Source organism: Paraburkholderia phosphatilytica (assembly GCF_003443895.1).
GTDB lineage: Bacteria > Pseudomonadota > Gammaproteobacteria > Burkholderiales > Burkholderiaceae > Paraburkholderia > Paraburkholderia phosphatilytica.
This window is the reverse complement of record NZ_QQOA01000001.1, coordinates 338,735-364,131: the sequence shown is the minus strand read 5'-3', so window position 1 is coordinate 364,131 and position 25,397 is coordinate 338,735. Positions and strand designations below refer to the sequence as shown.

23 protein-coding genes are annotated in these 25,397 nt (G+C 65.3%); 10 read left to right on the top strand and 13 right to left on the bottom strand.

The genetic code is table 11. The annotated features are described in order from the left end of the window. Window positions 1-46: 46 nt before the first annotated feature. Complete coding sequence (locus tag DVS29_RS01505) at window positions 47-1,381, top strand: MFS transporter (RefSeq protein WP_118178645.1); 1,335 nt, start codon at window positions 47-49, stop codon at window positions 1,379-1,381. A gap of 89 nt (window positions 1,382-1,470) precedes the next feature. Here DVS29_RS01505 and DVS29_RS01500 read toward each other — a convergent pair whose 3' ends face one another. Then, window positions 1,471-1,758, bottom strand: coding sequence for a hypothetical protein (locus DVS29_RS01500; protein WP_118178644.1), 288 nt, complete (start codon window positions 1,756-1,758; stop codon window positions 1,471-1,473). A 109-nt stretch (window positions 1,759-1,867) separates the two neighbouring features. On the opposite strand from DVS29_RS01500, the gene DVS29_RS01495 reads away from it, so the two are divergent. Both DVS29_RS01495 and DVS29_RS01490 read left to right on the top strand, forming a co-directional pair. Next, window positions 1,868-2,833, top strand: coding sequence for a GlxA family transcriptional regulator (locus DVS29_RS01495; RefSeq protein WP_118178643.1), 966 nt, complete (start codon window positions 1,868-1,870; stop codon window positions 2,831-2,833). 118 nt (window positions 2,834-2,951) lie between these two features. Further along, a complete protein-coding gene (locus DVS29_RS01490) occupies window positions 2,952-3,974 on the top strand; it encodes a MerR family transcriptional regulator (protein ID WP_118178642.1) in 1,023 nt (340 codons plus the stop codon). A gap of 25 nt (window positions 3,975-3,999) precedes the next feature. On the opposite strand, the gene DVS29_RS01485 is transcribed toward DVS29_RS01490, so the two are convergent. The 8 genes from DVS29_RS01485 to DVS29_RS01450 form a co-directional block, all read right to left on the bottom strand. After that, on the bottom strand, window positions 4,000-5,187 hold the full coding sequence (locus DVS29_RS01485) for an NAD(P)/FAD-dependent oxidoreductase (protein WP_118178641.1): 1,188 nt from the start codon (window positions 5,185-5,187) through the stop codon (window positions 4,000-4,002). Continuing rightward, entirely contained in the window at window positions 5,184-6,563 is a 1,380-nt protein-coding gene (locus DVS29_RS01480) for an FAD/NAD(P)-dependent oxidoreductase (RefSeq protein WP_118178640.1), read from the bottom strand. The genes DVS29_RS01485 and DVS29_RS01480 overlap by 4 nt, the downstream gene beginning before the upstream one ends. Beyond that, the gene (locus DVS29_RS01475) at window positions 6,553-6,894 is read right to left on the bottom strand and encodes a (2Fe-2S)-binding protein (protein WP_118178639.1); all 342 of its coding nucleotides are present in this window, start codon (window positions 6,892-6,894) and stop codon (window positions 6,553-6,555) included. The genes DVS29_RS01480 and DVS29_RS01475 overlap by 11 nt, the downstream gene beginning before the upstream one ends. Further along, entirely contained in the window at window positions 6,884-8,011 is a 1,128-nt protein-coding gene (locus DVS29_RS01470; protein WP_118178638.1) for an NAD(P)/FAD-dependent oxidoreductase, read from the bottom strand. The genes DVS29_RS01475 and DVS29_RS01470 overlap by 11 nt, the downstream gene beginning before the upstream one ends. A gap of 14 nt (window positions 8,012-8,025) precedes the next feature. Continuing rightward, entirely contained in the window at window positions 8,026-8,823 is a 798-nt protein-coding gene (locus DVS29_RS01465; protein ID WP_118178637.1) for an ABC transporter permease, read from the bottom strand. A 12-nt stretch (window positions 8,824-8,835) separates the two neighbouring features. Continuing rightward, window positions 8,836-9,723, bottom strand: a complete 888-nt coding sequence (locus DVS29_RS01460) for an ABC transporter permease (protein ID WP_118178636.1) — start codon at window positions 9,721-9,723, stop codon at window positions 8,836-8,838. 1 nt (window position 9,724) lies between these two features. Next, the gene (locus tag DVS29_RS01455) at window positions 9,725-10,786 is read right to left on the bottom strand and encodes an ABC transporter ATP-binding protein (RefSeq protein WP_118178635.1); all 1,062 of its coding nucleotides are present in this window, start codon (window positions 10,784-10,786) and stop codon (window positions 9,725-9,727) included. Between the two features lie 103 nt (window positions 10,787-10,889). Then, a complete protein-coding gene (locus DVS29_RS01450) occupies window positions 10,890-11,924 on the bottom strand; it encodes an ABC transporter substrate-binding protein (protein WP_164707823.1) in 1,035 nt (344 codons plus the stop codon). A 189-nt stretch (window positions 11,925-12,113) separates the two neighbouring features. Between DVS29_RS01450 and DVS29_RS01445 the strand changes: the two genes are divergently transcribed. The 3 genes from DVS29_RS01445 (at window position 12,114) to pstS (ending at window position 14,906) form a co-directional block, all read left to right on the top strand. After that, window positions 12,114-13,028 (top strand): LysR substrate-binding domain-containing protein, encoded by a 915-nt coding sequence (locus DVS29_RS01445; RefSeq protein WP_118178633.1) that lies wholly within the window; start codon window positions 12,114-12,116, stop codon window positions 13,026-13,028. Window positions 13,029-13,161: 133 nt separating this feature from the next. Then, complete coding sequence (locus DVS29_RS01440) at window positions 13,162-13,638, top strand: VOC family protein (protein WP_118178737.1); 477 nt, start codon at window positions 13,162-13,164, stop codon at window positions 13,636-13,638. Window positions 13,639-13,865: 227 nt separating this feature from the next. Beyond that, the gene (pstS, locus tag DVS29_RS01435; RefSeq protein ID WP_118178632.1) at window positions 13,866-14,906 is read left to right on the top strand and encodes a phosphate ABC transporter substrate-binding protein PstS; all 1,041 of its coding nucleotides are present in this window, start codon (window positions 13,866-13,868) and stop codon (window positions 14,904-14,906) included. A gap of 12 nt (window positions 14,907-14,918) precedes the next feature. Here pstS and DVS29_RS01430 read toward each other — a convergent pair whose 3' ends face one another. Both DVS29_RS01430 and DVS29_RS01425 read right to left on the bottom strand, forming a co-directional pair. Next, a complete protein-coding gene (locus DVS29_RS01430) occupies window positions 14,919-15,473 on the bottom strand; it encodes an ureidoglycolate lyase (protein WP_118178631.1) in 555 nt (184 codons plus the stop codon). 24 nt (window positions 15,474-15,497) lie between these two features. After that, window positions 15,498-16,460: a LysR family transcriptional regulator gene (locus DVS29_RS01425; protein ID WP_118178630.1), complete on the bottom strand. Its 963-nt coding sequence runs from the start codon at window positions 16,458-16,460 to the stop codon at window positions 15,498-15,500. Between the two features lie 180 nt (window positions 16,461-16,640). Between DVS29_RS01425 and DVS29_RS01420 the strand changes: the two genes are divergently transcribed. From DVS29_RS01420 to DVS29_RS01410, 3 genes are all read left to right on the top strand, one after another. Next, window positions 16,641-17,324: a DUF2848 domain-containing protein gene (locus tag DVS29_RS01420; RefSeq protein WP_118178629.1), complete on the top strand. Its 684-nt coding sequence runs from the start codon at window positions 16,641-16,643 to the stop codon at window positions 17,322-17,324. Between the two features lie 5 nt (window positions 17,325-17,329). After that, entirely contained in the window at window positions 17,330-18,712 is a 1,383-nt protein-coding gene (locus DVS29_RS01415) for an amidase (RefSeq protein ID WP_118178736.1), read from the top strand. A 258-nt stretch (window positions 18,713-18,970) separates the two neighbouring features. Next, entirely contained in the window at window positions 18,971-20,092 is a 1,122-nt protein-coding gene (locus tag DVS29_RS01410; RefSeq protein ID WP_118178628.1) for a branched-chain amino acid ABC transporter substrate-binding protein, read from the top strand. Window positions 20,093-20,130: 38 nt separating this feature from the next. On the opposite strand, the gene DVS29_RS01405 is transcribed toward DVS29_RS01410, so the two are convergent. Beyond that, window positions 20,131-21,801: an acyl-CoA synthetase gene (locus tag DVS29_RS01405; protein WP_118178627.1), complete on the bottom strand. Its 1,671-nt coding sequence runs from the start codon at window positions 21,799-21,801 to the stop codon at window positions 20,131-20,133. 414 nt (window positions 21,802-22,215) lie between these two features. Between DVS29_RS01405 and DVS29_RS01400 the strand changes: the two genes are divergently transcribed. Then, a complete protein-coding gene (locus tag DVS29_RS01400; protein WP_420816057.1) occupies window positions 22,216-24,399 on the top strand; it encodes a glycoside hydrolase family 3 C-terminal domain-containing protein in 2,184 nt (727 codons plus the stop codon). Window positions 24,400-24,463: 64 nt separating this feature from the next. Here the strand turns inward: DVS29_RS01400 and DVS29_RS01395 are convergent, their stop codons facing one another. Beyond that, entirely contained in the window at window positions 24,464-25,363 is a 900-nt protein-coding gene (locus DVS29_RS01395) for a LysR family transcriptional regulator (RefSeq protein WP_118178626.1), read from the bottom strand. Between the last annotated feature and the right edge of the window lie 34 nt (window positions 25,364-25,397).

Below are 25,397 nucleotides of genomic sequence, written 5' to 3'. Positions count from 1 at the left end.
AAAGATCGGCCCCGTGATCCATCGCAGGACCCGACAAGGAGACAGCATGCAGACGACCCCGCAGACCGATGCGGCGACGGAGACGCTTTTGCTCGAACGCGCGGTAAGCCGCGCGAAGCGGCGGATCATCCCGTTCCTGATCCTGATGTACATGCTCTCGTACCTCGACCGCGCGAACATCGGCTTCGCGAAGCAGGCGTATCAGGCGTCGACCGGCGTGAGCGATGCGGCATTCGCGTTCGGCGCGGGCATTTTCTTCATCGCGTACGCTTTGTTCGAAGTACCAAGCAATCTGATGCTGCACCGGGTCGGCGCGCGCCGCTGGCTGTCGCGCATCATGGTCACGTGGGGCATCATTTCCGCGGTCATGGCCTGCGCGCGAAGCGACTCGCTGTTCTCGACCATCCGCTTTCTTCTCGGTGCGGCCGAAGCGGGCCTGTTCCCCGGTGCCGTGCTGTATCTGACCTACTGGTTTCCGGCGCGCTCGCGCGGCCAGATCATGGGTATCTTCTATTTCGGCTCGCCGCTCGCGTTAATGCTGGGCGGTCCGCTATCGGGTTATCTGCTCGAACTCGATGGGCTGTTCGGGCTGCATGGCTGGCAGCTGATGTTTCTCGTCGAAGGTGGCCTTGCCGCGATCGTCGGCGTGTGGGCGTTCTTCTATCTGTGCGACCGTCCTTCCGAAGCGCGCTGGCTGCCGCGCGACGAAGCGCAGGCGCTGGCCCGCGCGCTGGCCGCCGAGGAGGAGCAGAAGGTGCTGCACGGCAAGACCAGTTTTCGCGCGGCGCTGGCGGACCCGCGCCTGCTGCATTTCGCGGTGCTGTATTTCTGTATCCAGATCGCGGGCTACGGCGTCGCGTTCTATCTGCCGACGCAGGTGAGCGCGCTGCTGCATGTGAAGGTCGGGCTGCACGTCGGGCTCGTGTCGGCGATCCCGTGGGCGTGCGCGATCGTGGCCGGCGCATGCTATCCGGGATTCGCGGTGCGCAGCGGCTACCGGCGCTTCTTCGCGGTGCTGTCCGCGTTGTCGATCACGATCGGGCTCGTGGTGTCCGCGCACACGTCGCCGGTCGTGGCGATCGCCGCGCTGTGCTTCGTGACGATGGGCATCATGACCGTGCAGCCGATCTTCTGGACCTTCCCCGCTGCTTATCTGGGCGGCGCCGCGGCAGCGGGCGGATTCGCGACGATCAACGCGATCGGCAACCTCGGTGGCTTCTTTGCGCCGAACGTGAAGAACGCGGTGGAAGCATCGTTTCATTCGCCCGCGGCCGGGTTGTATGCGATCGCCACGAGCGGCATTGCGGCCGCAGTGTTGATCTGCGCGCTGCGGCCGGGCACGCGGGAAGAGCAGGGTGAGGTTCGGTTGAGCCTGAATTGATTGGGCGTGCCGAGTCGCCCGTGAAGCGACCGTAACGACTACGCGCGGCTGATTTTCATCAGCCGCGCGTTGAGCGAAGGCGTTCCCGCTTACTGCGGGATCAGCCGGCCGAGCGGCATCAGCGGACCCACCGGCGTCAGCTCGAACTTCATGAAACCGCCTTGCGTCAGCGGCAGTTCGTCGACCGTCGCCTGCGCTTCTTCGACCGTGCCGTTCATCAGAAAAATCACGCCGGGGCGGTCCTGGCGAAACCAGAACTGGTCGATCTTTTCGTCGAGATAGAGCTGCAGTGTATGCGGCACTTCCTTCGGCATGATCTGATCCTTCTGTTCATCCGTGAGCGGCTTGATGATCGTTCCGACCGCGAAAACCTTCATGGTGTGCTCCTTGATCAATCGTGGTTGCGGGATGCAACGGTGCTCACTGTAGCGGCCGGGCGTAAAACGCGGTATCGTCGCAAATGACAACTTTAGGGTCATTTACGCCATGCGGATTTCCGTGCTCGCGCTCGAGGGACTGTTCGATACCGCGCTTGCCGTGACGCTCGACGCGCTGCGGGTAGCCAACAGCATTGCGGCTAAAACGATGGGTGGGACGCCGCGTTTCGACGTAACGGTCGTCGGCGTGCGAAAACGGGTTCGTTCGGGTCAGGGCTTCACGATTCCCGTGCAGACCATCACGCCAGACTTGAAGCCGGACTGGGTGATCGTGCCGGCGCTGGGCACCTCGACACCTGACGTGCTGGTGCCCGCGCTGGGACGCGCGGACGTCAATGACGCAAAAGCGCAACTGCTGGAGTGGCGTGCCGAAGGTGTGCAGATCGCGGCGTCGTGCATCGGCACGTTCATTCTGGCGGACGCGGGCCTGCTCGATCATCGCGAGGCGACGACGACGTGGTCGCTTGCGCCGCTGTTTCGCCAGCGCTATCCGAACGTGCTGCTCGACGAAACGCGCATGCTGGTGCGAACGGATATCGGCGTGACGGCCGGCGCGGCGCTCGGGCATCTCGATCTCGCGCTGTGGCTGATCCGCCAGGTGAGCCCCGAACTTTCGACGGTGGTGTCGCGCTATCTGCTCGCGGATATTCGCAGCTCGCAGGCGCCGTACATCATCCCCAATCATCTGGCGCAGGCTGATCCGCTGATCCAACGCTTCGAGCTATGGTCGCGGGATCGTCTCAAGGATGGGTTCTCGTTGCAGGATGCCGCCAGTGCGCTCGCCACGAGCCCGCGCTCGCTGCAACGCCGATGCCAGGAAGTGCTCGGCAAATCGCCGCTCGCGTATTTCCAGGACCTTCGCGTGGAGCGCGCGCAGTCGCTGCTGCGTGGCAGCGGCCTCGATGTCGACGCCATCGCGGCCGAAGTCGGATACGTCGACGGTGCCACGTTGCGAACGCTCCTGCGTCAACGCCTGGGACGCGGCGTGCGCGATCTGCGCGCGGATCTTCGCTGATCACGGCATCGCTTGCCGTGCCATCGTCACGCTGCGGACCGACGTGGCGCCAACTCCCCTTGACCCTCACGTAGCGTGAGGGTCTAGCCTTTAGCGTGCGCACTGAACGGAGGCTTGCATGCTGTTGAAAGTAGGGGAACTGGCGAAGAGGAGCGGGCTGACCGTCCGCACGCTGCATCACTACGACGCCATTGGCCTGCTTACGCCTTCGGCGCGCGCCGACAACGGCTATCGGCTGTACAACCGCGACGACATTGCCCGGCTCCACCAGATCCAGGCGTTGCGCGGCTTCGGCCTCACGCTGGCCGATATCGGCGCTTACCTGGCCCAGCCCGACAGGCCGCTTGCCGACCTCATCGCACAGCAGATCGCGATGCTTGACGAGCAGATCGACAAGGCGGCACGCCTGCGTGCCCGTCTTCAGGAGCTGCACGTCATGCTGCTGCACGGCAAGGAGCCTGAGCTGGCCGACTGGCTCAACACGCTGGAGTTGATGACGATGTTCGACCGCTACTTTTCAAAGGAAGAACTGGACCGCCTGCCCATGTATCGGCAGACCCAGACGCAGTCCGCCAAATGGACGGAACTTGTGGCGCAGGTGCGTGCGCTGATGGATGCGGGCGTACCGCCTGCCGACGAACGTCCGCGCGAACTCGCCGACCGCTGGATGACGCTGCTCGCACGCGATACCAATAACGATCCGCGCATGCTCGCGAAGCTGAACCAGATGCACGACAACGAGCCGTCGATGCAGGCGAGCATCGGCATTTCGCCGGCGTTGCGCGACTACGTGATCCGCGCGTCCGGCGAATCGAAGCTGGCGATTTACGAACGGTATCTGTCGCCTGAAGAGTTTCGCTTTGTCCGCGACAATTACGGCGAGCGCGCGATGGAATGGCCGCAACTGATGGCCGATGCGCGCGACGCGATCGATGAAGGCGCGACGCCGGATTCTCCGCAAGGCCGTGCGCTGGCGCAGCGCTGGATGGAGCTGTTTCGCAGCTATGCGGGCGACGATCCGGCAACGCACGCAAAGATCCGCCACGCGCTACAGAACGAGCCCGAGCTGATGAAAGGATCGTGGGCGGACGAGACGTTGCTCGGTTTCATGCGGGAAGCGGTGAGGGGGCTCGCCGCGTAGCGTTCGGCGCAGCCGCGTAACGACCTCACGCCACCCGCGCTTCCCCACCTTCCGCCATCGCGCCAAACCGGTCGATCGCAAACGGCTCGACCGGCAACGTGCTGCTGCCCGACGTAATCAGCTGCGCGATGATCCTTCCGACGATCGGCGCGAGTTCGAAGCCGTGCCCGCAATAGCCGAACGCGTGCACGAGCTTCGGCATCATGCGGCTTGGGCTGATCACCGGAATGCCGTCGGGCATGAAGCCTTCGATGCCGGCCCACGTGCGGTTGATGCCCACGTCGCGCAGATGTGGGAAGAGGCTCACGGCGGTGCGTACGTTCGTCGCGAGCTGCGCAAAATTGACTTCGCCGCAGCGCGCGTGCATGTCGACGCTGCCGCGCACGCCGCCGCCGATCAGCACCGTGCCGTTGTCGAACTGCTTGAACGACAGAGGACGCCCAGCCGCGCCGACCACCGGCGAGCAGAACGCCGGCACGCGCTGCGTGATCGTCAGCAGCAACGCGACGGGTTCTTCGGGCACCGCCTCGCCCACTTCACGTGCGAAGGTGCTTGCCCATGCGCCGGCCGCGTTCACCACGTATTCGGCGGTGAAGTGCTGGCGCAGCGTCGTGACTTCCCAGCGCTCGCCGACTCTTCGCACCGTCTCCGCGCGCGTGTTCTCCAGCACCGTTACGCCAAGACGCTGCGCGGCGCGACGAAACGCAGTAACCGCGCGAAACGGCAGCGCGTGCCCATCGCGTTCGCACCAGATGCCGCCCGTCACGTGCGGCGCCACGGCGGGGAGCAGTTCGCGCACGGTTGCCGCATCGATCAGCGCTTCGTGATGGAAGCCGCGGCGGTTCAGGTCCGCAACGCGCGCGCGCAGCATCTCGAGCTCCGCTTCCGTTTCCGCAACCTTCAGCTGTCCGCTCGGCATGAAGCCGCCGCTGTCGCCGACGAGGTCCGGCAACTGATGCCACAGTTCCAGCGAAGCGAGCGACAGCGGAATCTCGGCGACGTGGCGCCCAAGCGTCCGCACGCCGCCTGCATTGACGCCCGACGCATGGCGGCCGCAATACTCCGCTTCGAGCACGGTCACGCGTGCGCCGGCGCGCGCCAGATGCAGCGCGCTCGACAACCCATGAAAACCGCCGCCGATCACCAGCACGTCGGCGCCCGATGGCTTCGCGTGCGAAGGCGAAGACGAAGAGTGGGGGACGAACGCGCTCATGCTTCGCGCGCCAGTTCGCCAAGTGTGATCGGTTTGATCGGCGGACGGATCCGGTAATAACCGACTTCCGCGGGCGTGACCTTGCGCGCGTCCGCGATCACCTCGGTCACCGTCAGTCCGCACAGCCGACCCTGACACGGACCCATCCCGCAGCGGCCGAACGACTTCGCCTGGTTCGGACCCGTGCAGCCGAGCGCGACGTGCTCGCGCAACGTGCCGGCCGTCACTTCTTCGCAGCGGCAGACGAGCACGTCGTCGGCGGGAATGCGGTTTTGCGGTTTGGGCCGGTACAGTGCGTCGAGGAACGGTCGCACGCGCAGATGTGTCGAGAGTTCTGCACGGACGGGCGCTGCGCGCCGGTCGCGTTCGGCGGCGGCGATGCGTCCGGTCGCGGACACCGCGCCGAGGGCCGCAAGCTGTCCCTGCAACGCCGCAGCGAGCGCGCCGCCGATGCCGCGGCCGTCGCCTGCCACGTAGAGTCCGGGCAGATCGAGCGCACCCCATTCGTCGACCTCGGGCACGAAGCACAATTGCGCATCGTCCCAGCGATGCTTCGCGCGCAGCGACCACGTGAACTGCGTGTTCGGCACGACGCCCTGATGCAGCAGCACGACGCGGCTCTCGATGCGCTGTTCGCGTCCGTTGCACGTGAAGCGCAACGCGCGCGCCGCGTCGTCGCCTTCCACCGCGAGTCCGCTCGCGCCTTCGTAGAACGGCACACCGGCGCGCCGCAGCACGCGCATCATCGCGAGGCCTTTTTTCAGGTAGCGCCAGCCGGCCAGCGCGCCGCCGAGATGAGCCAGCGCGCGGCGCCGGTCGGCGGAATCAGTTGTATCGACGATCGCGCGCACCGGCACGCCGGCGCGCACGTACTGCCAGCCGAGCAGATACAACAGCGGTCCGCAGCCCGCGAGCACGACCGGCTCCGAAGGCACCGTATCAGCCGATTTCAGCAGGATCTGCGCGGCGCCCGCGCTGAGCACGCCGGGCAGCGTCCAGCCCGGAATCGGGAACGGCCGTTCCATCGCGCCGGTGCAGAGGATTACCTGTTGCGCCTGCAGCGACTTCACTTCGCCGTCGCGCAGATAGTTGACCTCGCGCTGCGCGGTGACTTGCCATACGGCCGCGCCGCCCACGTGCCGCGCTTTCGACGCGCGAAACGCGTCGACCAGCGCGCGTCCCGCTGTGTAGTCGGGGCCGAGCACGTCGAGCCGACCTTGCGGCGCATCGCTCACGTTGCGATAGATCTGTCCGCCGGGCGTTGCCTGCTCGTCGAGCAGCACGACTTCCACGCCAAGATTCGCGGCGAGCGTTGCCGCGGCCATGCCCGCCGGTCCGCCGCCGACGATCACGAGTTCCGCCGGATCAGCCCGCATGGCGCACCTCCGCCGTCTGCGCATGCAGGTCGCGCGCGCCGTGCTGGGTGCTCAGCTTCATGCCTTCGCGCACTTCGACGAGACAGGTCTGCCGGTTCGGCACGCCATCCACTTCCATCAGGCACTCGAAGCACACGCCCATCATGCAGTACGGCGCGCGCGGACTGTCGCTGACCGGCGTCGTGCGAAAGCGCGTGACACCGGCGTCGAAGAGGGCCGCCGCGATGCTGCGTCCCGACGCGACGCTCAGCGCGACGCCGTCGAGTTCGATTGTGACGCGCGGTGTGCTATCGCCGCCGCGTTCGAGTCGTTTGAAGAGGCTAGTGGGCATGGTGAAGGGTCCGTTGCGGATTCAGGAAGCGGTCGCCCGCGAATACGTCGAGGTCCTGCGGCGCGTCGCCGCCGGCAATCCACGCCGCGACGCGCAACGCGTGCGCCGCGGCCAGCGTGACGCCGCTGTGGCAGGTGGTCACGAATGCGCCGGGACACTGCGTTGACTGCTGGTAGATCGGAAAGCCATCCGGGCTCATCACGCGCAGCGCGCTCCACGCACGCACGAGTCGCAACCCGGCCAGCACCGGAAAACTGCGCACGCCGCGCTGTGCGATCGAACCGAGCACGGGCGTCGTCGTGGTGTCGTCGAAGCCGACGTCTTCCATCGAATCGCCGAGCTGGATCGTGCCTTCGTCGGTCTGGCGCACGTAGGTGGTCGGATAGTCGAGGAACGGCGCAGTGCGCTCGCCGACCAGCACCTGGCCGCGATTGGGACGCACGGGCGCATGCAGCCCGACCTGCGGCGCGAGCCGCGCATTGCCGAGACCGGCGGCGAGCACGACCTTCGGCGCCTGCCACGTCGCGCCGTTGCCGTGCACGGTGAAGGTTCCGTTCGCGTGTTCGATCCGCTCGACGTGCTGGTTGCGAACCCATTCGACGCCGCGCCCCGCGCATGCCGCATAGAGCGCGCGCAGCAGCTTCAGCGGATTCACGTGGCCGTCCATCGGCGTGTAGCTCGCGCCGATCACCTGCGGTCCGATTAGCGGAAGCCGCGTCTTCAGCGCCGCGTGATCGAGCATCTCGTACGGATAGTGGCCGCCGAGTTCGTCGCGCAGCCACGCGAGCCGCGTTTCGCGTTCGCGCCATTCGTCCTCGCTATAGACGAAGTGAAAGCCGCCCGGCTGGCGCAACTGCACGTCGACGCCGGTTTCTTCGAGCAACGCTGCCGCGAGTTCGGGCCAGCGCCGCGCGGACTCCATCGACCAGCGCGCGTATTGCGGCAACCCATAGCCTTTGCCCTGCACCCACACGAGGCCGAAGTTGCCGCGCGACGCGCGAAACGCGTCGTCGCCTTCGTCGATCACGACGACCTGCGCGCCGCTGCGTGCAAGCCCCCAGGCGACCGCCATGCCGACCAGACCGCCGCCGGCCACGATCACGTCCGTTGCTTTCATCGATAGGGTTCCCGTCATGAGCCTTTGCCGATCAGTACGCGGTCGAGTCCGACGATGCGGTCGAGCGCCAGCATCAGCAGCACCGTGCCGACGATCAGCACGGTCGAAATGGAGGTCACCAGCGGATCGATGTTCTGCGCGATGTCGTTGTACATCGCAACCGGCAGCGTGGTGGTGCCGGGCGTTGCGACGAATACGGTCATCGTCAGTTCGTCGAAGCTCGTGATGAACGCGAGAATCCAGCCGCCCGCGACGCCGGGTATCAGCATCGGCAGCACCACGCGCCGGAACGCGGTGAAGCGGCTCGCGCCGAGCGACAATGCGGCGCGCTCGCCGTCGCGGTCGAGGCCGGTCGCGGCCGCGAGCACGAGGCGCAGCGCGTACGGCATCACGACGATCACGTGGATCAGCGCGAGCCAGAAGAACGAACCGGTCAGCCCGGCTAGCGTGAAGAAGCGCAGAAACGCGACGCCGAGCACCACGTACGGAATCATCAGCGGCGACAGGAAGAAGCTCATCAGCGCGCCGCGCGCGGCAAAGCGATAGCGAGTCAGCGCAAGCGCAGCCGGCACCGCGAGCACCACGGCGACCGTCGCTGCGACCGCGCCGAGCCGGATGGACAGCCAGAACGCGGTGATGAAATCGTCGGCGCGCCACAGCGCACGGAACCAGCGCAGCGAGAGGCCAGACGTGGGCAGCGAGATATAGCCCTTGCCCGTGAACGACACCGCGATCACGACGACGAGCGGCGCGAGCATGAACGCGATGAAGAGCGTGTGATAGAGCAGCGAAACCGGTCCGTTTCTACGCATCGCGCCGCTCCGTCAGGACTCGAACACGGCGCGGAAACGCCGTTCGACGAGCCGGTTGCAGCCGAGGATGATCACGACGTTCGCGATCAGCAGCAGCACCGCGATCGACGCGCCGAGCGGCCAGTTCAGCGTGCTCAGGAATTCGTCGTAAGCGGCGGTCGCGACCACCTTCAGCCGACGTCCACCGATGATCGCCGGCGTCGCGAACGCGGAGGCCGACAGCGCGAACACGATGATGCTGCCCGACAGCACGCCCGGCAGCAGCTGCGGAAACACGACGCGGCGGAACACGGTGAAGCGCGGGCCGCCGAGCGAGCGGCCGGCGTGCTCGATCTGCGGATCGAGCTTTTGAATGGACGCCCACACGGAGATCACCATGAACGGCACCAGCACGTGCACGAGCGCGATGGTGACGCCGGTCAGCGTAAACAGCAGCCGCAGCGGCGAATCGATCAGATGCAGCGAGCGCAGCGCGGTGTTGATGAGGCCGTCGCGGCCCATCAGGATCGCCCAGCCGAGCGTGCGAACCACCACGGAAATCAGCAGCGGCCCGAGCACGACGAGCAGAAAGATGCTGCGCCACGGCGAGCGCATGCGCGCGAGGATCAGCGTCTCGGGCACGCCGAGCAGGATGCACAGCACCGTGACGAGCAGCGACAAACCGGCGGTGCGGATGAAGATCGAGTGATAGTACGGGTCACTGATCACTTCGATATAGTTCGACAACGTGTAGCGCGGCAGGATGCCTTGAGTGCCGTCGAATGCATGGAACGACAGGATCGCGATCAGGATCATCGGTACGATCAGCAGGCCGGTGAACAGCAGCAGCGCCGGCGCCGACAGCAGCCACGGCGCGCGTTCGATGCGGCGCGGCGCCGTGGCGAGCGTGAGGTCTGCCATCTCAGGCCTCCATCGTCAGAATGCGCAGGTCGTCGTCGGACCATTCGACATGCACCGACTCGCCTTCGGGCGGCGGCGGCTCGCCCGTGTTCGGCTGGCTGATGCGGAACACGCCGAGCGCGCTGTCCACTTCGAGCATCCAGTGACTGCCGAGGAATACGCGGGTGCGCACGCGGCCCGGCAGCGTGTCGCCGGTGCCGTTGTGCGCGAGGCGCAGCTTTTCCGGGCGCACGTACACGTGCACGTCGCGGCCGAATTCGCGACCTTCGTGCCGCACGTGCAGCTGCCGCGAGCCGACCTGCACGACGCAGCAGTTCGGCTTGCGCTCTAGCACGGTGCCTTCGAACGCATTGGTACGGCCGAGGAAAGTGGACGCGAACGGCGATTCGGGCCGCTCGTACGCATCGAGCGGCGACGCGACCTGCACGATGCGGCCCGCGTGCATCACCGCGATGCGGTCGCTCATCGTCATCGCTTCGACCTGATCGTGCGTGACGAGGATCGTCGTGATACGCAGCTTGCGCTGGATCGCGCGCAGCTCGATGTGCATCTCCTCGCGCAGCTTCGCGTCGAGGTTCGACATCGGTTCGTCGAGCAGCAGCACGTCGGGCTGGATCACGAGCGCCCGCGCGATCGCGACGCGTTGCCGCTGGCCGCCGGAAAGCTCGCGCGGGTAGCGCTTGTCGAGACCTTCGAGCCGCACCAGCGCAAGTGCTTCGCGGATCCGCCCGACGCGCTGCGCGCGCGGCACACGGCGCATTTCGAGCCCGAAGCCGACGTTGTCCGCGACGGTCATGTGCGCGAACAGCGCGTAGCTCTGGAACACCACGCCCATCCCGCGCTTTTCCGGTGCGAGTTGCGTGATGTCGCGGCCGTTCAGCGCGATGCGGCCCGCGTTCGGCGTGACGAAGCCGGCGATCATCTGCAGCGTGGTGGTCTTGCCGCAGCCGGACGGGCCGAGCAGCGAGACGAACTCGCCGCGCTCCACGTCGAGCGACAGACCATTGACGGCGACGAAGTCGTCGTAGCGTTTCGACAGGCCTTCAAGGTGCAGGAATGTCATGGGGACCGGGCGGGTGGAGCGGCAGCCTGCAGGCCGCCGCGTTCTCGTTTCGGAAGAGCCGGCGTGCGTTCAGGCCGGCTCGGGCCCTGCTGCGATCAACCTGTCAACGCTCGACCTGCCGGTTCCATTCGTTGGTCCAGTCGGCGCGTTTCGCGTTGACGATGTCCCAGTTCGTGGGCAGCAGCTTCGCGATTTCGTCCTTGCCGTACGGCACCGTCGCCGCAACATTCGGCGCGAGCTTCGTTTTCGTATTCACCGGGCCCCACGCCTGGGTCTGCGCGAGCACTGTCTGGATTTCCGGCGTGAGCAGGTACTGCACGAACTGCTGCGAGAGCTGCGCTTCCTTGTTCTGCACGACGGGGCACGCTGCCGTCATCAGCGCCATCGCGCCTTCCTTCGGATAGACGAAACGGATCGGGAAGCCGGTTTGCTCGAGCGTCTGCACGCGGCCGCTGCCCCATACCGCGAGCGTCACGTCGCCGTCCTGGAAGAGCTCGGTCATCTTGCCGGGCGACGGCTCCCACGCGAGCACGTTCGGCGCGACGTTCTTGATCAGCGCGGTGAAGCCCGGCGCGATGTTGCTCTCGCTGCCGCCGTTCAGGCGCGCGAACATCAGCAGCGTTTGCAGGCCGTAGGTGTTCGAGATCGGCGGTACCGCGATCTTCTGGTTGAAGCGCTTGTCGGTCAGCGCTTTCCACGAATCGGGCGGCGGCAGGCCAGCCTTCTTGAATGCGTCCGCGTTGTACGCGAGGCCGGTTGCGACCACACCCAGCGCGACCGCCTTGTCGCTCAGGTGCGCGAGCGGATACAGGTCGTGATAGACCGGCGCGTCGGCGAGCTTGTCGCAGAAGCCGAACTGCACCGCCTGATACATCGGGCCATCGTCGAGCAGCACGACGTTCAGCTCTTCCTTGTCCTTCTGCGCCTGAAGTTTCGCGAGTGTGTCGGTGGAATTGCCCGGTACGTAGACGATCTTCACGTCATGCGCCTTTTCGAACGCCGGGATGATGCTTTTCTCGAATGCATCCTGCGTCGAACCCCCGTACGACCCGACGTAGAGCGTCGGTTGCGCGAATGCGCTGGACGCGGCCAGCGACGCAAAAGCCGCGAGCGCCGCTGAAACCACGATGGTCTTCATCATTGCTGTCACTCCCTGGGTTGGCTGCGCGACCGTGGCCGTGCGTGTGCGAATACACATTGCTATGGCATCCACGTGAACCGTTCACGCCCTGGCTGGGGCATCTGGTGCCACCATAGGCAGGCCAAAAACGGATGCAAAATGCTTTTTTTTAGAAAGACAATAGCATTCTGTTATAGGACGCTATCGATGAAACTCCGCCAGCTGGAAGCCTTTCGCGCCGTGATGCTTTGCGAGACGGTCACTCGCGCGAGCGACATGCTGCATATCTCGCAGCCCGCCACCACGCGTCTGATCGCCGATCTCGAACAGTCGTTAGGGTTTTCACTATTCGAGCGGGTAAAGGGACGGCTGCACCCGACGGTCGAGGCGCAGGCGCTCTACGAAGAAGTGCAGCGCTCGCTGGCTGGCGTCGACCGTATCGCGCGCGCCGCCGACGAAATTCGCGCGCTGCAGCGCGGCACGCTGCAGATCGCGGCGGCGCCTGCTATCGCGCTGTCGTTCCTGCCGCATGCCATTGCCGATTACATCAAGACCCATACCGAGGCGCACGTCGGCGTGCTCGTGCATTCGTCGCGTTCGGTGGTCGACATGGTGGTTGGGCAGCGCTGCGATGCGGGCATCGCGATTCTGTCGATGAATCATCCGAGCCCGCACGGCGAGCGGCTGATCTCGGCGCGCATCGTCTGCGCGTTGCCGGTTGGGCATCCACTGTGTTCGCGCGACATCATCCGCCCCGCCGATCTGGAAGGGCAGCCGTTCGTCGCGCATCCGCGCACGCTCGATTCGCGCCTGCAGATCGATGCGCTGTTCGCCTCGCACGGCATCCAGCCGAAGCTGCAGGTGGAGACGGGCGTGTCGCATGCGATCTGCTCGTTCGTCGAAGCGGGGGTGGGTGTGTCGCTGATCGATGCGGTCAGCGCGTGGGGATATCGCGGCGGCGGCGTGGTGTTCAAGCCGTTCGAACCGGCCTTGACCATCGACTTTTCGCTGCTGAAGCCATCGCAGCGTCCGGCGGCGCTGCTGCTCAACTCGTTCGTCGAGCACGTGCGGGCTTTCGCTCGCGCGCGGCTGGATCCGCGCTTCCTGGCTGAGTGCCGGTGAGATGTGCGGCTCGCCGAGCGAGACTACGGAACGCACCTGGAACTCGTGAAATACCCGTGTGTCAGCTTCAATGCCCGAGGGTTCGATGCCAAAGGCACCCCGGGAACATGAGCAATTTCACCAGGAGATGACGATGACTGAACTCGTGACATGCGTGTGGTTCGATCAAGGCAGCGCGCGCGAAGCGGCGGAGTTTTACGCCGCGACGTTTCCGGATAGTCATGTCGGCCCGGGCCATGTTTCACCCAAGCCGGGCATCGGACAAGGCAACGAACTGACGCTGGAATTCACCGTGCTCGGCCAGCGTTTCGTGGGGCTGAACGGCGGCCCGAACTTCACGCCGAGCGAAGCGACCAGCTTCATGGTGGTGACCGATAGCCAGGAAGAGACCGACCGGTACTGGAACGCGATTGTCGGCAATGGCGGCGAGGAACGGGCGTGCGGCTGGTGCAAGGACCGCTGGGGGTTCTTCTGGCAGATCACGCCTAAACGTCTGCTCGAACTCGTGAACCACGCGGACCGCGAAGTGGGCGCACGCGCGATGGACGCGATGATGACGATGAAGAAGATCGACATCGCCGGAATCGAGCGCGCAGCGGCCGCGAAGTAATGCGGGGGAACGCACGTCGATAGCAGGATTCAATTGGAATCCTGCCTGTCACCATCCTGTAATGGCTTTTGAATCGCGTTTTCGCTAAACAAAAACAAACCAGCCTGATAGTCCGGCTGCTCGCGTTGCCGCCGTTGTCGCCTTCGAAAAGAATCGTGGGACTGGCAAGTGTGCATGAGACGTCTTCATGAGCGATGTCCCGCATCACGTTCGGCCGGGAGACCACTATGAGGACATCGCGCTTCCTGATGGCCGCGCTGCTGTTTAGCGTGTTCGCTGGCCCGAGCTGGTCCGGCGGCATCACCGGCGTGGGCAGCACGTTCGCCGAACCCCTGTACGCCCGCTGGGCCGCCGACTATCAAAAGTCAGGCGGAATGCAGGTGACGTACCGCGGCACGGGTTCGTCGGACGGGCTCAGGCAGATCACCGCGAATACGGTCGATTTCGCCGGCTCCGATGCACCGCTCACCGACGACCAGCTTAGCAAGAGCGGACTGCGTCAATTCCCGATAGCGATTGGCGGCGTCGTGCCGGTCGTGAATCTGCCGGGCCTCAAGCCTGGGCAAGTCATGCTGACGGGGCCGGTGATCGCGCAGATCTTTCTCGGCAAGATCCTGTACTGGGACGATCCGGCGATCATGCGGCTGAATCCGAAGCTCAAGATGCCCAACTATCCGATCGCTGTCGTGCGGCGTCAGGATGGCTCGGGCACCACGCTGATCTGGACGCATTACCTTGCGCAGGTGAGCCCGGAATGGAAGCAGCGGGTCGGCGAGGGCATCAGCGTGCGCTGGCCGCTTGGCATCGGCGGCAAAGGCAACGAGGGCGTCGCGACTTACGTCGGATATTTGCCGGGCGCGATCGGTTATGTGGCGTGGGACTTCACGAAGCAGAACCGCCTGACGTATATCGCGATGACGAATGCGGCGGGCAACGTCGTTCAGCCTGGCGTCGAGAGCTTCAAAGCGGCGGCCGCGAGCGCTGACTGGTCAGGCTCGCTCTCGCAGTTGCTGACTAATCAGCCGGGCAAGGATGCATGGCCGGTCATGGGGGCTACGTACGTGTTGCTGCACGTGTCAGCCGGAAAGCCTGGCCAGGACGCAGCGACGCTGAAGTTCTTCGACTGGGCGTTCAATCACGGCGGCCCGACAGTCCAGGCGCTTGACTACATTCCGTTGCCGGATATGGTGGTGACGAAGATCCGCGCGCAATGGCCGGCGAACGGAGGCGATGACGTTGCGCGCAAGCCTATCGTGGCCGGGCAGTGATCGCTTCAGGGATTAAGGATGTGGTTTTGCCATGTCACCTAGCGTGACCCGGTAATCCTCGATCTTCTTCAGGTCGCTCTCGGCAGCAGGCGCGCCCGTGCGCAGATGCACCGCGAGATCGTAGGTCGTCGAGGGTCGCGTCAGCATCAAGCCCGTTACTTCATCCTGCAGCACGCGCGTGGCATGCCACGTGTCCCGGTGCATGCACAGACCTTGACCCACCGGCACGACGAACGCGCGCAGCGAACGCAGATCCGGCGAACCGTCGTCCAGCGAGGTCGCGACGATCTGCACGAGCGCGCCCGTCAGCGGCACGATCGCCTGCTGCGTCAGATGGTGTGCTTCTAGCGCGTTCAACGATTCATCGCAATTGCGATAGCGGACCCAGAGAATTTCGGTTTCGCTGCGCGTGCCGTTGTCGAACAGATGCTCGCGCCAGAAGTCCGACGATGGGCTGAAGAACGCAGGCCCGCTCGCGTCGTCAGGCGGTGTCTTGCCGAGCATCACGCCATAGGGTGCACAGGCGTCGGCGTCGAGCGGTTCGATCGGGATCGCGATGGATGTCATGGCATCGGCAGCGGCTGGAAGGGTTCAGGACGCGTCCGCGCTGCCGGTGGCAGTTGCGGCGTCGGTGGTTTGCGGAACGAGCGCGAATTGCGGCCCGTGCCGCAGGCTGTAGTCGAGCATCACGGCGCGCGCGAGCCGCGCGATCGATTCGGCGAGCAGGCTGTCCGGACTGCGGCGGTACGACACGACGAGCGGCAGCGCCGGCACCTGATGCGCGACCTTCAGCGTCTGCAACTGGCCGCCTTCGAGTTCGCGCATCACGAACGCAGCGGGCAGCACGGCAATGCCGAAGCCGTCGACGACGAGCCGGATGATCGCCGCCACCGACGACACGCAGTTGATCCGCACCGCCGTTTCTCCGGCCGCGGCGAACAGGTCCGCGAGGAACGCGTGCGGCGGCGAGTGCCGCGCGAAGCTCACGATCTGGAACGCGGCAAGCTCCGTCTCCGAAAGCGGCTCGGCCGACAGATTCAGCGCGGGGCTCGCCATCCAGCCCATCGGCAGGCTGCCGAGCGGCGCATTCACCGCATCGGCGCCGGTGACGGGCGTGGTGAGCAGCGCCGCATCGAGATGCCCGTTGGTCAGCTGGAGCGATAGATTCGCGGAGGTGTCGCTCGTCAGTTCGAGCGTGAGATTCGGGTATTCGTCGCGAACGCGCTTTAGCAGTTCGGGCAGCCACGTGTGCACGATGGATTCGATCGCGCCGAGCCGCAGCAGACCCGCGATCTTCGAACGGTCGCCAACACTTGCGAGCATCGCGCGGTTGAGCTGCAGGATCTGCTCGGCGAACGGCAATGCCTTGGTGCCGTCCTGGGTCAGCGTCGCTTCACGCGGACCGCGCTCGAACAGCCGCACGCCAAGTTCTTCTTCGAGCGCCGAAATGCGGCTCGATACCGCGGCCTGGGTGGCGTGCAGCCGCTCGGCCGTGAGCCGGAAGCTGCGCAGACGCGCCAGCCAGACGAAGGTTTCGAGGAAGCGGACGTTCATGCCGGTGGGGTTGCCGTAGCGGGGCCGCGGGACGAGTCGGGATGCGGCCAGTGTACCGCCGCGCAAAACGCCGCGTGACAAGAAAAAGCGCGCGCACGTCTCAACTTTTATTTGTTGGACAGCGCGCGCGGACCCGCGAAGACTTGGCGTCATCACTTTCTTCCCGGGACGGATGCGGCAATGACGCGAATCACCTGTGCAATCGACGGCGGACCCTCGGTCGTCGTGGCTCCGCGGCAACTCGTGATTGCCGGATGGGCGGGCCGCGATCGCGACGAGATCGAGCATCACATCGCGGAGCTCGCGGCGATCGGCGTGAAGCGTCCGTCGTCGGTGCCGTGCTTCTACGAGGTGTCTCCATCGCTGCTGACGACCGATGCGCGGATCGACGTGATCGGCACGCAGTCGTCGGGCGAAGTCGAGGTCGTGCTGTTGCATGACGCTGAAGCGGGGCTGCTGGTCGGCATCGGCTCGGATCACACGGATCGCAAGGTCGAAGGCTATGACGTCGCCGTGTCGAAGCAGGTCTGCGCTAAGCCACTCGGCGCGACGCTGTGGCGCTATGACGAAGTCGCGCCGCACTGGGATGCGTTGATTGCGCGTAGCTGGTGCATCGATGCCGCCGGCGAGCGTGTGCGCTATCAGGAAGGCACGCTCGCGCGTCTGTTGCCGCCGCAGCGTTTGATTGGCGATGCGTTCGGCGATGCCGGCTTGCCAGTCGGCGCCGTGCTCTTCTGCGGTACGCAATCGATTATCGGCAAGCTGTCGCCGTCGCCGGCATTCGAGATCGAGCTGCACGATCCGGTGCTGGACCGCAGCCTGCGGCATCGCTATGCGGTCGATGCGCTCGCGCACGTGGAGTGACGGCGATGCGGACGATTCGTGACTGGCAACACGCGCTCGGCACGCGGCAGATTTCAGCGGCGGCGCTGCTCGATGCATCGCTGTCGGCGATCGATGCCGACGCGCATCGATTCGGCAACGCGTACATTGCAATCGATCGCGACGCGGCGCGCGCGGCGGCCGCGACGAGCGACACGTTGCGGCAGCGGGGCTACGTGCCGTCCCAGCTCGCGGGCATTCCAGTGTCGGTAAAAGGCCTGTTCGACGTCAAAGGGCAGGTGACTACCGCCGGCTCGCGCGTGCTGCGCGATGCAGAACCGGCCGCGCGCGACAGCATCGCGGTCTCGCGTCTGCGCGATGCGGGCGCCGTGCTGGTGGGGCGTACCAACATGAGCGAGTTCGCGTTCTCGGGGCTCGGCCTCAATCCGCACTACGGCACGCCGCGCAATCCGCACGATCCTGCGCGGATCGCGGGCGGCTCCAGTTCGGGCGCGGCCGTATCGGTGGCGCTTGGACATGCCGCGTGGGCGCTCGGCACGGATACCGGCGGCTCGGTGCGCATCCCGGCCGCGTTTTGCGGGCTGAGCGCATTCAAGCCGACTGCCGCGCGCGTGCCGCTCGACGGCGTGCTGCCGCTGTCGACGTCGTTCGATTCGGTGGGGCCGATCGCGCGCAGCGTCGACTGCTGCGTGCTGGCGGACGCCGTTCTGTCGGCGCAGACGCTCGATACGGCCGCGCGTCCGTTGCACGCGGTGCGCTTCGGCGTGACTTACGACTATGTCGCCGACGATCTCGACGATGAGGTGCGCATCGCGTTCGATCGTGCGATTCACCGCTTGCGCGAAGCCGGCGCGACCGTCGAGCATTTCGCGTTTCCCGAACTTGCGGAGCTGATGCAGCGCACGCCGCCCGCGGGTATCACCGCGGCGCAGGCGTGGGCATGGCATCGTCATTACGTTGCCGATGTACCGGAAGACTACGATCGGCGCGTGTTGCAGCGTCTGCGTAAAGGCGAGCACCTGAGCGCCGCCGACTACCTCGATCTGCTGGCGGCGCGCGAGCGCTTCGTGCGCGATGCGCGCGCCCGGCTCGCGCGTTTCGATGCGTGGCTGATGCCGACGGTCGCGACAGTGGCGCCGCGGCTCGACGACATCGAAGCGGACGACGAACGCTTCTTCGCCGCCAATGCGAAAGCGCTGCGCAATCCGTCGGTCGTCAACGTGATGGACGGCTGTGCGTTGACGGTGCCGTGTCATGACGACGGTGCGCTGCCGGTCGGCCTGTCGATCGTTGGTCGTGCGTTTGCCGATGCGTCGGTGCTGGCGATTGGCCGCAGCGTGGAAGCTGCACTTGGCGGTAGTGCGCAAGCAAAGACGCATGCAGACGATGCAGTGCCCGCGTCCGCATAATGTTTCTTTATTGCCGGCCAACAGAATAAGTCGTTGGACGGCGAATTTCGGCGCTCGAATACTGGTTCTCATCCGCCGCGCGTAGTTGCACTGCACGTATCGCATGTATCGAACGAAGCGCCGGAGGCTGTTCCGGCGGATTCGCCGGCTGTCCACTCACTCAATCGAGGTCCGCACGTGAACCATCATCCTGAAGCGAAACGCGATGCGCGATTCGTACCCCTGACGATTGCGGCAGCGGTGGCCGCTATCTGCGCTATGACCGCCGCGAGTCTCGCCGATGCGGCGGATGTCACGAGCACCGCGAACGCCAAGCCGACCGTCGTGCTGATCGGGCACGCTGCGCCGATGACGGGTCAGCTCGCGAACATGGGCAAAGACAGCGAAAACGCCGCGCGTCTCGCGATCGACGAGATCAACAGCCAGCATCTCGTGATCGGCGGCAAGCCGGTGACCTTGCAGCTCGATTCGCAGGACGACGCGGCTGATCCGCGCACCGGCACCCAGGTCGCGCAGAAGCTCGTCGACGACGGCGTCGTGGCGGTGGTCGGCGACATCAACTCGGGCGTGTCGATTCCGGCGTCGCGCATCTACAGCGAGGCGAACGTCACGCAGATTTCGCAGGGATCGACCAATCCGGCGTTCACGCAGCAGGGCTTCCGCACGACTTATCGGCTCGTTGCGACCGATGCGATGCAAGGCCCCGCATTGGCGCGCTATGCAGTCGGCCCGCTGCACGCGAAGCGGATCGCCGTGATCGACGATTCCACCGCCTACGGACAAGGCCTTGCGGACGAGTTCGAAAAAGCCGCGAAGGCCGCGGGCGCGACCGTCGTCGCGCATGAAGCGACCAACGACAAAGCCACGGATTTCCGCGCGATCCTGACGAAGATCAAGGGACTGCGGCCCGACGCGATCATGTACGGCGGATCGGATGCAACGGCGGGGCCGCTCGCGAAACAGGCGGCGGCGCTCGGCATGACCGCGCACGTGCTGGGCGGCGACGGCGCGTGCACCGACAAGATGATCGATCTCGCGGGCGATGCGATCGACAACGTCGTGTGCTCCGAGGCGGGCCTCGCGCTCTCGAAGATGCCCAAGGGCGCGTCGTTCGACCAGCGCTACGTGGCGCGCTACAAGGTGCCGATCGATGCGTATGGCCCCTTCGCCTACGACGCCGTGTACGTGATCGTCGATGCGATGAAGCGCGCGAATTCGACGGACCGCGCGAAGATTCTCGCCGCGATGCCGGCCACGCAATACGACGGCGTGATCGGCAAGATCGCGTTCGATCCGCACGGCGACCTGAAGGACGCGGCGATCACGATTTATCAGTTCAAGGACCACCACAAGGACGTGGTCGATGTGATCCACATGTAGCGGGTCTTCGTTTCGCTTTCGTTTCGTCCTCGTTTTGGCTAGCGCGCGGCTGGGGGCGCCGCGCTATCGCCGGCCAGATCGATCGCGCTCGCCGACTTCACGCGAGCGCGCAGTTCATACTTCTGGATCTTGCCCGTCGACGTTTTAGGCAGCTCGCCGAACTCCACCTTCTTCGGCACCTTGAAGCCCGCCAGGTGCTGCCGGCAGTGCGCGATGATCTCCTCCGCGGTTGCGGCCTGCCCTTCCTTCAGCTCGACGAATGCGCACGGCACTTCGCCCCACTTCGCGTCCGGCATCGCGACGACCGCGGCCACGGCAACCGCCGGGTGCCGGTACAGCACGTCTTCCACTTCGATGCTGGAGATGTTCTCGCCGCCCGAGATGATAATGTCCTTGCTGCGGTCGCGGATGCGGATATAGCCGTCCGGCGCCATCACGCCGAGATCGCCGGTATGGAACCAGCCGCCGCGAAATGCGGCGTCGGATGCCTGCGGGTTCTTCAAGTAGCCCTTCATGCAGATGTTGCCGCGGAACATGACTTCGCCGAGCGTCTCGCCGTCGGCGGGTACCGCCTGCATCGTGCCGGGATCGAGCACGGCGACGCCGGCCTGCAGGTGATAGCGCACGCCTTGCCGTGCGTTGAGCGCGGCGCGTGCATCGTCGTCGAGCGCGTTCCATGCGTCCTGCTGCGCGCACACCGAAGCCGGACCGTAGACCTCGGTCAATCCGTAGACATGCGTGAGATCGATGCCGATGTCCTTCATGCGCGCGATCACGGCAGGCGAGGGCGGCGCGCCCGCGACCATCGTCGCGACGCGATGCGTGATCCCTTCGCGCCATGCGGCCGGCGCATTCGCGAGCGCGCCCTGCACGATCGGCGCGCCGCAATAGTGCGTGACGCGTTCGCGGCGGATCAGCTCGAACACGAACTGCGCATCGAACTTGCGCAGACACACGTTGACGCCCGCGCGTGCCGCCACCGTCCACGGGAAGCACCAGCCGTTGCAGTGAAAGAGCGGCAGCGTCCACAGATACACCGCGTGCTTCGGCATGTCCCATTCGAGGATGTTCGAGATCGCGTTCAGATACGCGCCGCGATGGTGGTAGACGACGCCCTTCGGGTCGCCTGTCGTGCCGGACGTGTAGTTGAGCGCGATCGCGTCCCACTCGTCGGCGGGCGGTGTCCACACGCACTCCGGATCGCCGCTATCCAGAAACGTTTCGTAGCTGGTGGCGGTGGCGAATGCTTGAGGGTCCGCAGGCATCGCATCAGCCACGTTGACGATGCGCAACGATGGAAACTCCGCGGCGGCCGCTTTGGCGACCGCCGCGTATTCCGTGTCGACGATCAACGCTTTCGCTTCGCCGTGACGCAGCATGAAGAGGATCGACTTCGCGTCGAGCCGCGTGTTCAGCGTATTGAGCACCGCACCGGACATCGGCACGCCGAAGTGCGCTTCGACCATCGCCGGGATGTTCGGTAGCAGCGCCGCTACCGTGTCGCCGCGTTGAATGCCCGCGCGTTGCAAAGCGCTCGCGAGGCGCCGCGTGCGCGCATAGGTTTCGGCCCAGTTGCGACGGATCTCGCCATGCACGACCGCGAGACGGTCGCCGTAGACCTCGGCCGCGCGCGCGATGAAATCGATGGGCGTGAGCGGCACGTAGTTGGCCTCGCGGCGCGCGAGGCCGGCCTCGAACATGTGTTCCATCGCGTGTCTCCAGGGGCGCGGCGGCCCGTCGGTTGCGCGCCGTTTTGCTCAGACATGGCGCGGCTTGTCGTGTGGATTTCGCTGCGTGATTCAGGCAAGCATAACCTGGCGCACGAGCCAATCCACAACGCATAAGTCATTGTTTTTACTGAGGGAAAATACCGAGATGGTAGTGAGGATGTAGTGAGGTTACTTGCGTAAGATAAGGGAAGACGGAGTTTCGCTACATCGATCGAAGCTCACAACAACCGAGCGTAGCGGCTGATGCGATCCGGATGATCGCGTGAGTCCGCATCGCCGCTCTGTCTGCGCCGCGATCTTGCGTCCGGCATCGGGGAATAGAACTCGCTATTCATTTCGCAATGCTAATAACATCCCGAACTGGAGAGACAGATGCGGATCACTCGATTGTCCATGGCCCTGATGCTGGCGGCGGCGCTCACTGCTGCGCACGCGGGCGAGAGCGCTAGCGAAAATCCATTTCCATTGCCCTACGCATCAGCCGAAGACTACGGCGCGCATCTGCGCGCGGACCGGCTCGTGCAGCAGATGACGCTCGATGAAAAGCTGCAGTTCATTCACTCCGAGTACCAGATGAGCCAGGTGCCCGGTGGCGGCGCGGGCTATATCCAGGGCGTGCCGCGGTTGGGCATCCCCGATCTGAACATGGTCGATTCGGCAACCGGATCCGGCAGCACGACGCAGCCGAGTACCACCTTCCCCGCGACGATCGCGCTGGCGGCGAGCTGGGACCCGCGTCTCGCGTATGACTTCGGCTCGGAGATCGCGAGAGCGATTCGCGCGCAGGGCTTCGGCATGGGGCTTGGCGGCGGCACCAATCTCGCGCGCGAGCCGCGCGGCGGCCGGCTGTTCGAGTACCTTGGCGAAGATCCGGTGCTGGCAGGCGAGATGCTGGCCGCGCGTACCGTCGGCACGCAGAATCACAAGGTGATCGCGACCATCAAGCATTTCGCCGGCAACGAGCAGGAAACCAACCGCATGGGCGGCAACAGCCAGATCGACGAACGCACGCTGCGCGAGCTCTATCTGCTGCCGTTCGAAATCGCCGCGCGCGATGCCCGCCCCGGCAGCGTGATGTGCAGCTATAACCGGCTTAACGGTACGTATGCGTGCGAGAACTCGCACCTGCTGAGCGACGTGTTGAAGAACGACTGGGGTTTCGAAGGGCAGGTTCAGTCGGACTGGGGCGCGACGCATAGCACCGCGCCCGCGATCAATGCAGGTCTCGACGAGGAAGAGGATGTCGGTGCGACGGTCTATCTGACGCCCGATCTCGTCAAGCAGGCGCTGTCGACGCATGCCGTCTCGGAAGCACGCCTCGACGACATGGTCCGGCGCAAGCTGTACGAGATGATCCGGATCGGCGTGCTCGACGATCCGGCGAAGGCGGGCGGCTCGTTCGACTTCGCGAAGGCGAATGCGTTTACGCAGGCCGCGGAAGAGCAGTCGATCGTACTGCTGAAGAACGACAACGCGCAGCTGCCGCTGTCCAACGCGGGCTTGCGGCATGTCGCGGTGATCGGCGGTCATGCGGACGTGGCGGTGCTGACGGGCGGCGGCTCGGGTAATACGCGCGATCCGGTGACGGGCAACTTCTCCGGCTGCGGCGGACTCGTATTCGGCACGTCGACGGGCTGCGGCTGGTGGACCAATCCGTGGCTCAAGCTGAACGTGCCGATCGTCAAGGCCATTCAGACGCTGGCGCCGTCGGCGCGGGTAAGCTTTGCGGGCAACACCGATCAGACGCAACCGTTCAGGGCCTATACGCAGCAGGAAATCGATTCAGCGGTGGCGCTCGCGCGGCAGTCGGACGTCGCGATCGTCGTGGTCGCGCAGCCGGCGGGCGAAGACTTCGGCGACCTGCAGAGCCTGAGCCTTGCGAATCCGTCGAACCAGGATCAGCTGGTGGAAGCGGTCGCGCAGGCCAATCCGCGCACCATCGTGATTCTCGAGAACGGCAACCCGGTGCTGATGCCGTGGAAGGACCAGGTATCGGCGATCGTCGAGGCGTGGTATCCGGGCGAAGGCGGCGGCCAGGCGATCGCGAACGTGCTGTTCGGCGCGGTGAATCCGTCGGGCAAGCTGCCTGTCACGTTCCCCGTGCACGATCAGGACACGCCGACGTGGGGCACCAATGGCGTGTTCGCGCAGGACCCGGTGTACTCGGAGAAGCTGGACATGGGGTACCGCTGGTACGACGCGAAGAACATCGCGCCGTTGTATGAGTTCGGCTATGGGCTCTCGTACACGAACTTCAGCTTCACGAATCTTAGCGTCCATCGCGGACCGGGCCATACGTTGACTGCGAGCTTTACGGTCAGAAACGACGGACGTGTTGCGGGCGCTGAAGTGGCGCAGGTGTATCTCGGTGTGAACTACAACGGCGAGCCGCCGCGGCGCCTGGTGGGCTGGCAGAAGGTGTATCTGAATCCGGGCGAAACGCGGCCGGTGAGCGTGACGGTTCCTGAGCGCATGCAAAGCGTGTGGGATACGTCCAGCAACAAATGGAAGTACGTGCAGGGCAATGCGGTTTATGTCGGCGCGTCGTCGCGGGATATCCGGTTGCAGAGCCGGTAACGCGAGGTACTTGTTGCGTTGCGGAGGGCACGACATGCGATGTTGTGCTCTCCGCGGATCGCGCTCACGTCATGAGATCCGGCAATGCGTCCGCCAGCGCATCGACAGCGAGACGAATCTTCCGAGGCAACTGAGGCGTCTGCAACCACAACGCGTAGGCATCGTAGAGAAATCCCGGCTGCTTCGGTAAAAGGTGAATCAGCGCGCCTGCCTGAATGCGTTCGCGCACGAGCCAGTATGGGAGCCAGGCCAGCCCCATGCCGAGGGTCGCGGCGTCGGCGATCGCATCGAGGTCGTCGAGTCGCAGCCGGTTCGCGGGCAGGATCTCCAGCGCGGATTGGTCCTCGCTCGGGAACAGCCACGGGCGGACACGGCCCGACCGCCTGTAGACGATGGCCTGGTGCTGAGCGAGATCCGCGATTTGCCGTGGCCTGCCATGTTTCTTGACGTAGGACGGCGACGCGCAGACAACCATACGCTGACGCGCGACGCGGCGCGCGATCACGCCGGCCTTGCTCTCCAGATCGCCAGTCCGGATAGCCAGGTCGTGGTCTTCCTCCGCGAGGTCCGCGAAACGGTCGCTGAACGACAAATCCAGCTCCAGCGCCGGATACTGCCTCGCGAGCTGCAGCAACACAGGGGCAACACAGCGCCGGCCGAAGTGCACGGGCATGGTGACGCGCAGCTTTCCGCGCGGTTCGGCCAATTGATCGGCCGCGAGCGCATCCGCCGCTTCCGCTTCAGCCAGCACGACACGGCAACGCTCATAGTACGCACGCCCAAAATCGGTCAGGCTCTGGCGGCGCGTGGTCCGCGTGAGAAGACGCATGCCCAGCCGCTCCTCCAGGAAACGGACGTGCTTGCCGACCATCGGTCCGGATAGCTCGAGCGAATCCGCAGCCGCCGCGAACGAGCCTAGATCGACAGCCTTGACGAACACCGCCATGCTGGTGAGGCGATCCATATTGGAAACTCCTGGTTACGACTGGTTTTGTCTT

What these genes read in the sequence shown, in the direction of transcription:
- DVS29_RS01505 (WP_118178645.1), top strand. Translation starts at nt 47, where the DNA reads ATGCAGACGACCCCGCAGACCGATGCGGCGACGGAGACGCTTTTGCTC.
- DVS29_RS01500 (WP_118178644.1), bottom strand. Translation starts at nt 1,758, where the DNA reads ATGAAGGTTTTCGCGGTCGGAACGATCATCAAGCCGCTCACGGATGAA.
- DVS29_RS01495 (WP_118178643.1), top strand. Translation starts at nt 1,868, where the DNA reads ATGCGGATTTCCGTGCTCGCGCTCGAGGGACTGTTCGATACCGCGCTT.
- DVS29_RS01490 (WP_118178642.1), top strand. Translation starts at nt 2,952, where the DNA reads ATGCTGTTGAAAGTAGGGGAACTGGCGAAGAGGAGCGGGCTGACCGTC.
- DVS29_RS01485 (WP_118178641.1), bottom strand. Translation starts at nt 5,187, where the DNA reads ATGAGCGCGTTCGTCCCCCACTCTTCGTCTTCGCCTTCGCACGCGAAG.
- DVS29_RS01480 (WP_118178640.1), bottom strand. Translation starts at nt 6,563, where the DNA reads ATGCGGGCTGATCCGGCGGAACTCGTGATCGTCGGCGGCGGACCGGCG.
- DVS29_RS01475 (WP_118178639.1), bottom strand. Translation starts at nt 6,894, where the DNA reads ATGCCCACTAGCCTCTTCAAACGACTCGAACGCGGCGGCGATAGCACA.
- DVS29_RS01470 (WP_118178638.1), bottom strand. Translation starts at nt 8,011, where the DNA reads ATGAAAGCAACGGACGTGATCGTGGCCGGCGGCGGTCTGGTCGGCATG.
- DVS29_RS01465 (WP_118178637.1), bottom strand. Translation starts at nt 8,823, where the DNA reads ATGCGTAGAAACGGACCGGTTTCGCTGCTCTATCACACGCTCTTCATC.
- DVS29_RS01460 (WP_118178636.1), bottom strand. Translation starts at nt 9,723, where the DNA reads ATGGCAGACCTCACGCTCGCCACGGCGCCGCGCCGCATCGAACGCGCG.
- DVS29_RS01455 (WP_118178635.1), bottom strand. Translation starts at nt 10,786, where the DNA reads ATGACATTCCTGCACCTTGAAGGCCTGTCGAAACGCTACGACGACTTC.
- DVS29_RS01450 (WP_164707823.1), bottom strand. Translation starts at nt 11,924, where the DNA reads ATGAAGACCATCGTGGTTTCAGCGGCGCTCGCGGCTTTTGCGTCGCTG.
- DVS29_RS01445 (WP_118178633.1), top strand. Translation starts at nt 12,114, where the DNA reads ATGAAACTCCGCCAGCTGGAAGCCTTTCGCGCCGTGATGCTTTGCGAG.
- DVS29_RS01440 (WP_118178737.1), top strand. Translation starts at nt 13,162, where the DNA reads ATGACTGAACTCGTGACATGCGTGTGGTTCGATCAAGGCAGCGCGCGC.
- pstS (WP_118178632.1), top strand. Translation starts at nt 13,866, where the DNA reads ATGAGGACATCGCGCTTCCTGATGGCCGCGCTGCTGTTTAGCGTGTTC.
- DVS29_RS01430 (WP_118178631.1), bottom strand. Translation starts at nt 15,473, where the DNA reads ATGACATCCATCGCGATCCCGATCGAACCGCTCGACGCCGACGCCTGT.
- DVS29_RS01425 (WP_118178630.1), bottom strand. Translation starts at nt 16,460, where the DNA reads ATGAACGTCCGCTTCCTCGAAACCTTCGTCTGGCTGGCGCGTCTGCGC.
- DVS29_RS01420 (WP_118178629.1), top strand. Translation starts at nt 16,641, where the DNA reads ATGACGCGAATCACCTGTGCAATCGACGGCGGACCCTCGGTCGTCGTG.
- DVS29_RS01415 (WP_118178736.1), top strand. Translation starts at nt 17,330, where the DNA reads ATGCGGACGATTCGTGACTGGCAACACGCGCTCGGCACGCGGCAGATT.
- DVS29_RS01410 (WP_118178628.1), top strand. Translation starts at nt 18,971, where the DNA reads ATGACCGCCGCGAGTCTCGCCGATGCGGCGGATGTCACGAGCACCGCG.
- DVS29_RS01405 (WP_118178627.1), bottom strand. Translation starts at nt 21,801, where the DNA reads ATGGAACACATGTTCGAGGCCGGCCTCGCGCGCCGCGAGGCCAACTAC.
- DVS29_RS01400 (WP_420816057.1), top strand. Translation starts at nt 22,216, where the DNA reads ATGGCCCTGATGCTGGCGGCGGCGCTCACTGCTGCGCACGCGGGCGAG.
- DVS29_RS01395 (WP_118178626.1), bottom strand. Translation starts at nt 25,363, where the DNA reads ATGGATCGCCTCACCAGCATGGCGGTGTTCGTCAAGGCTGTCGATCTA.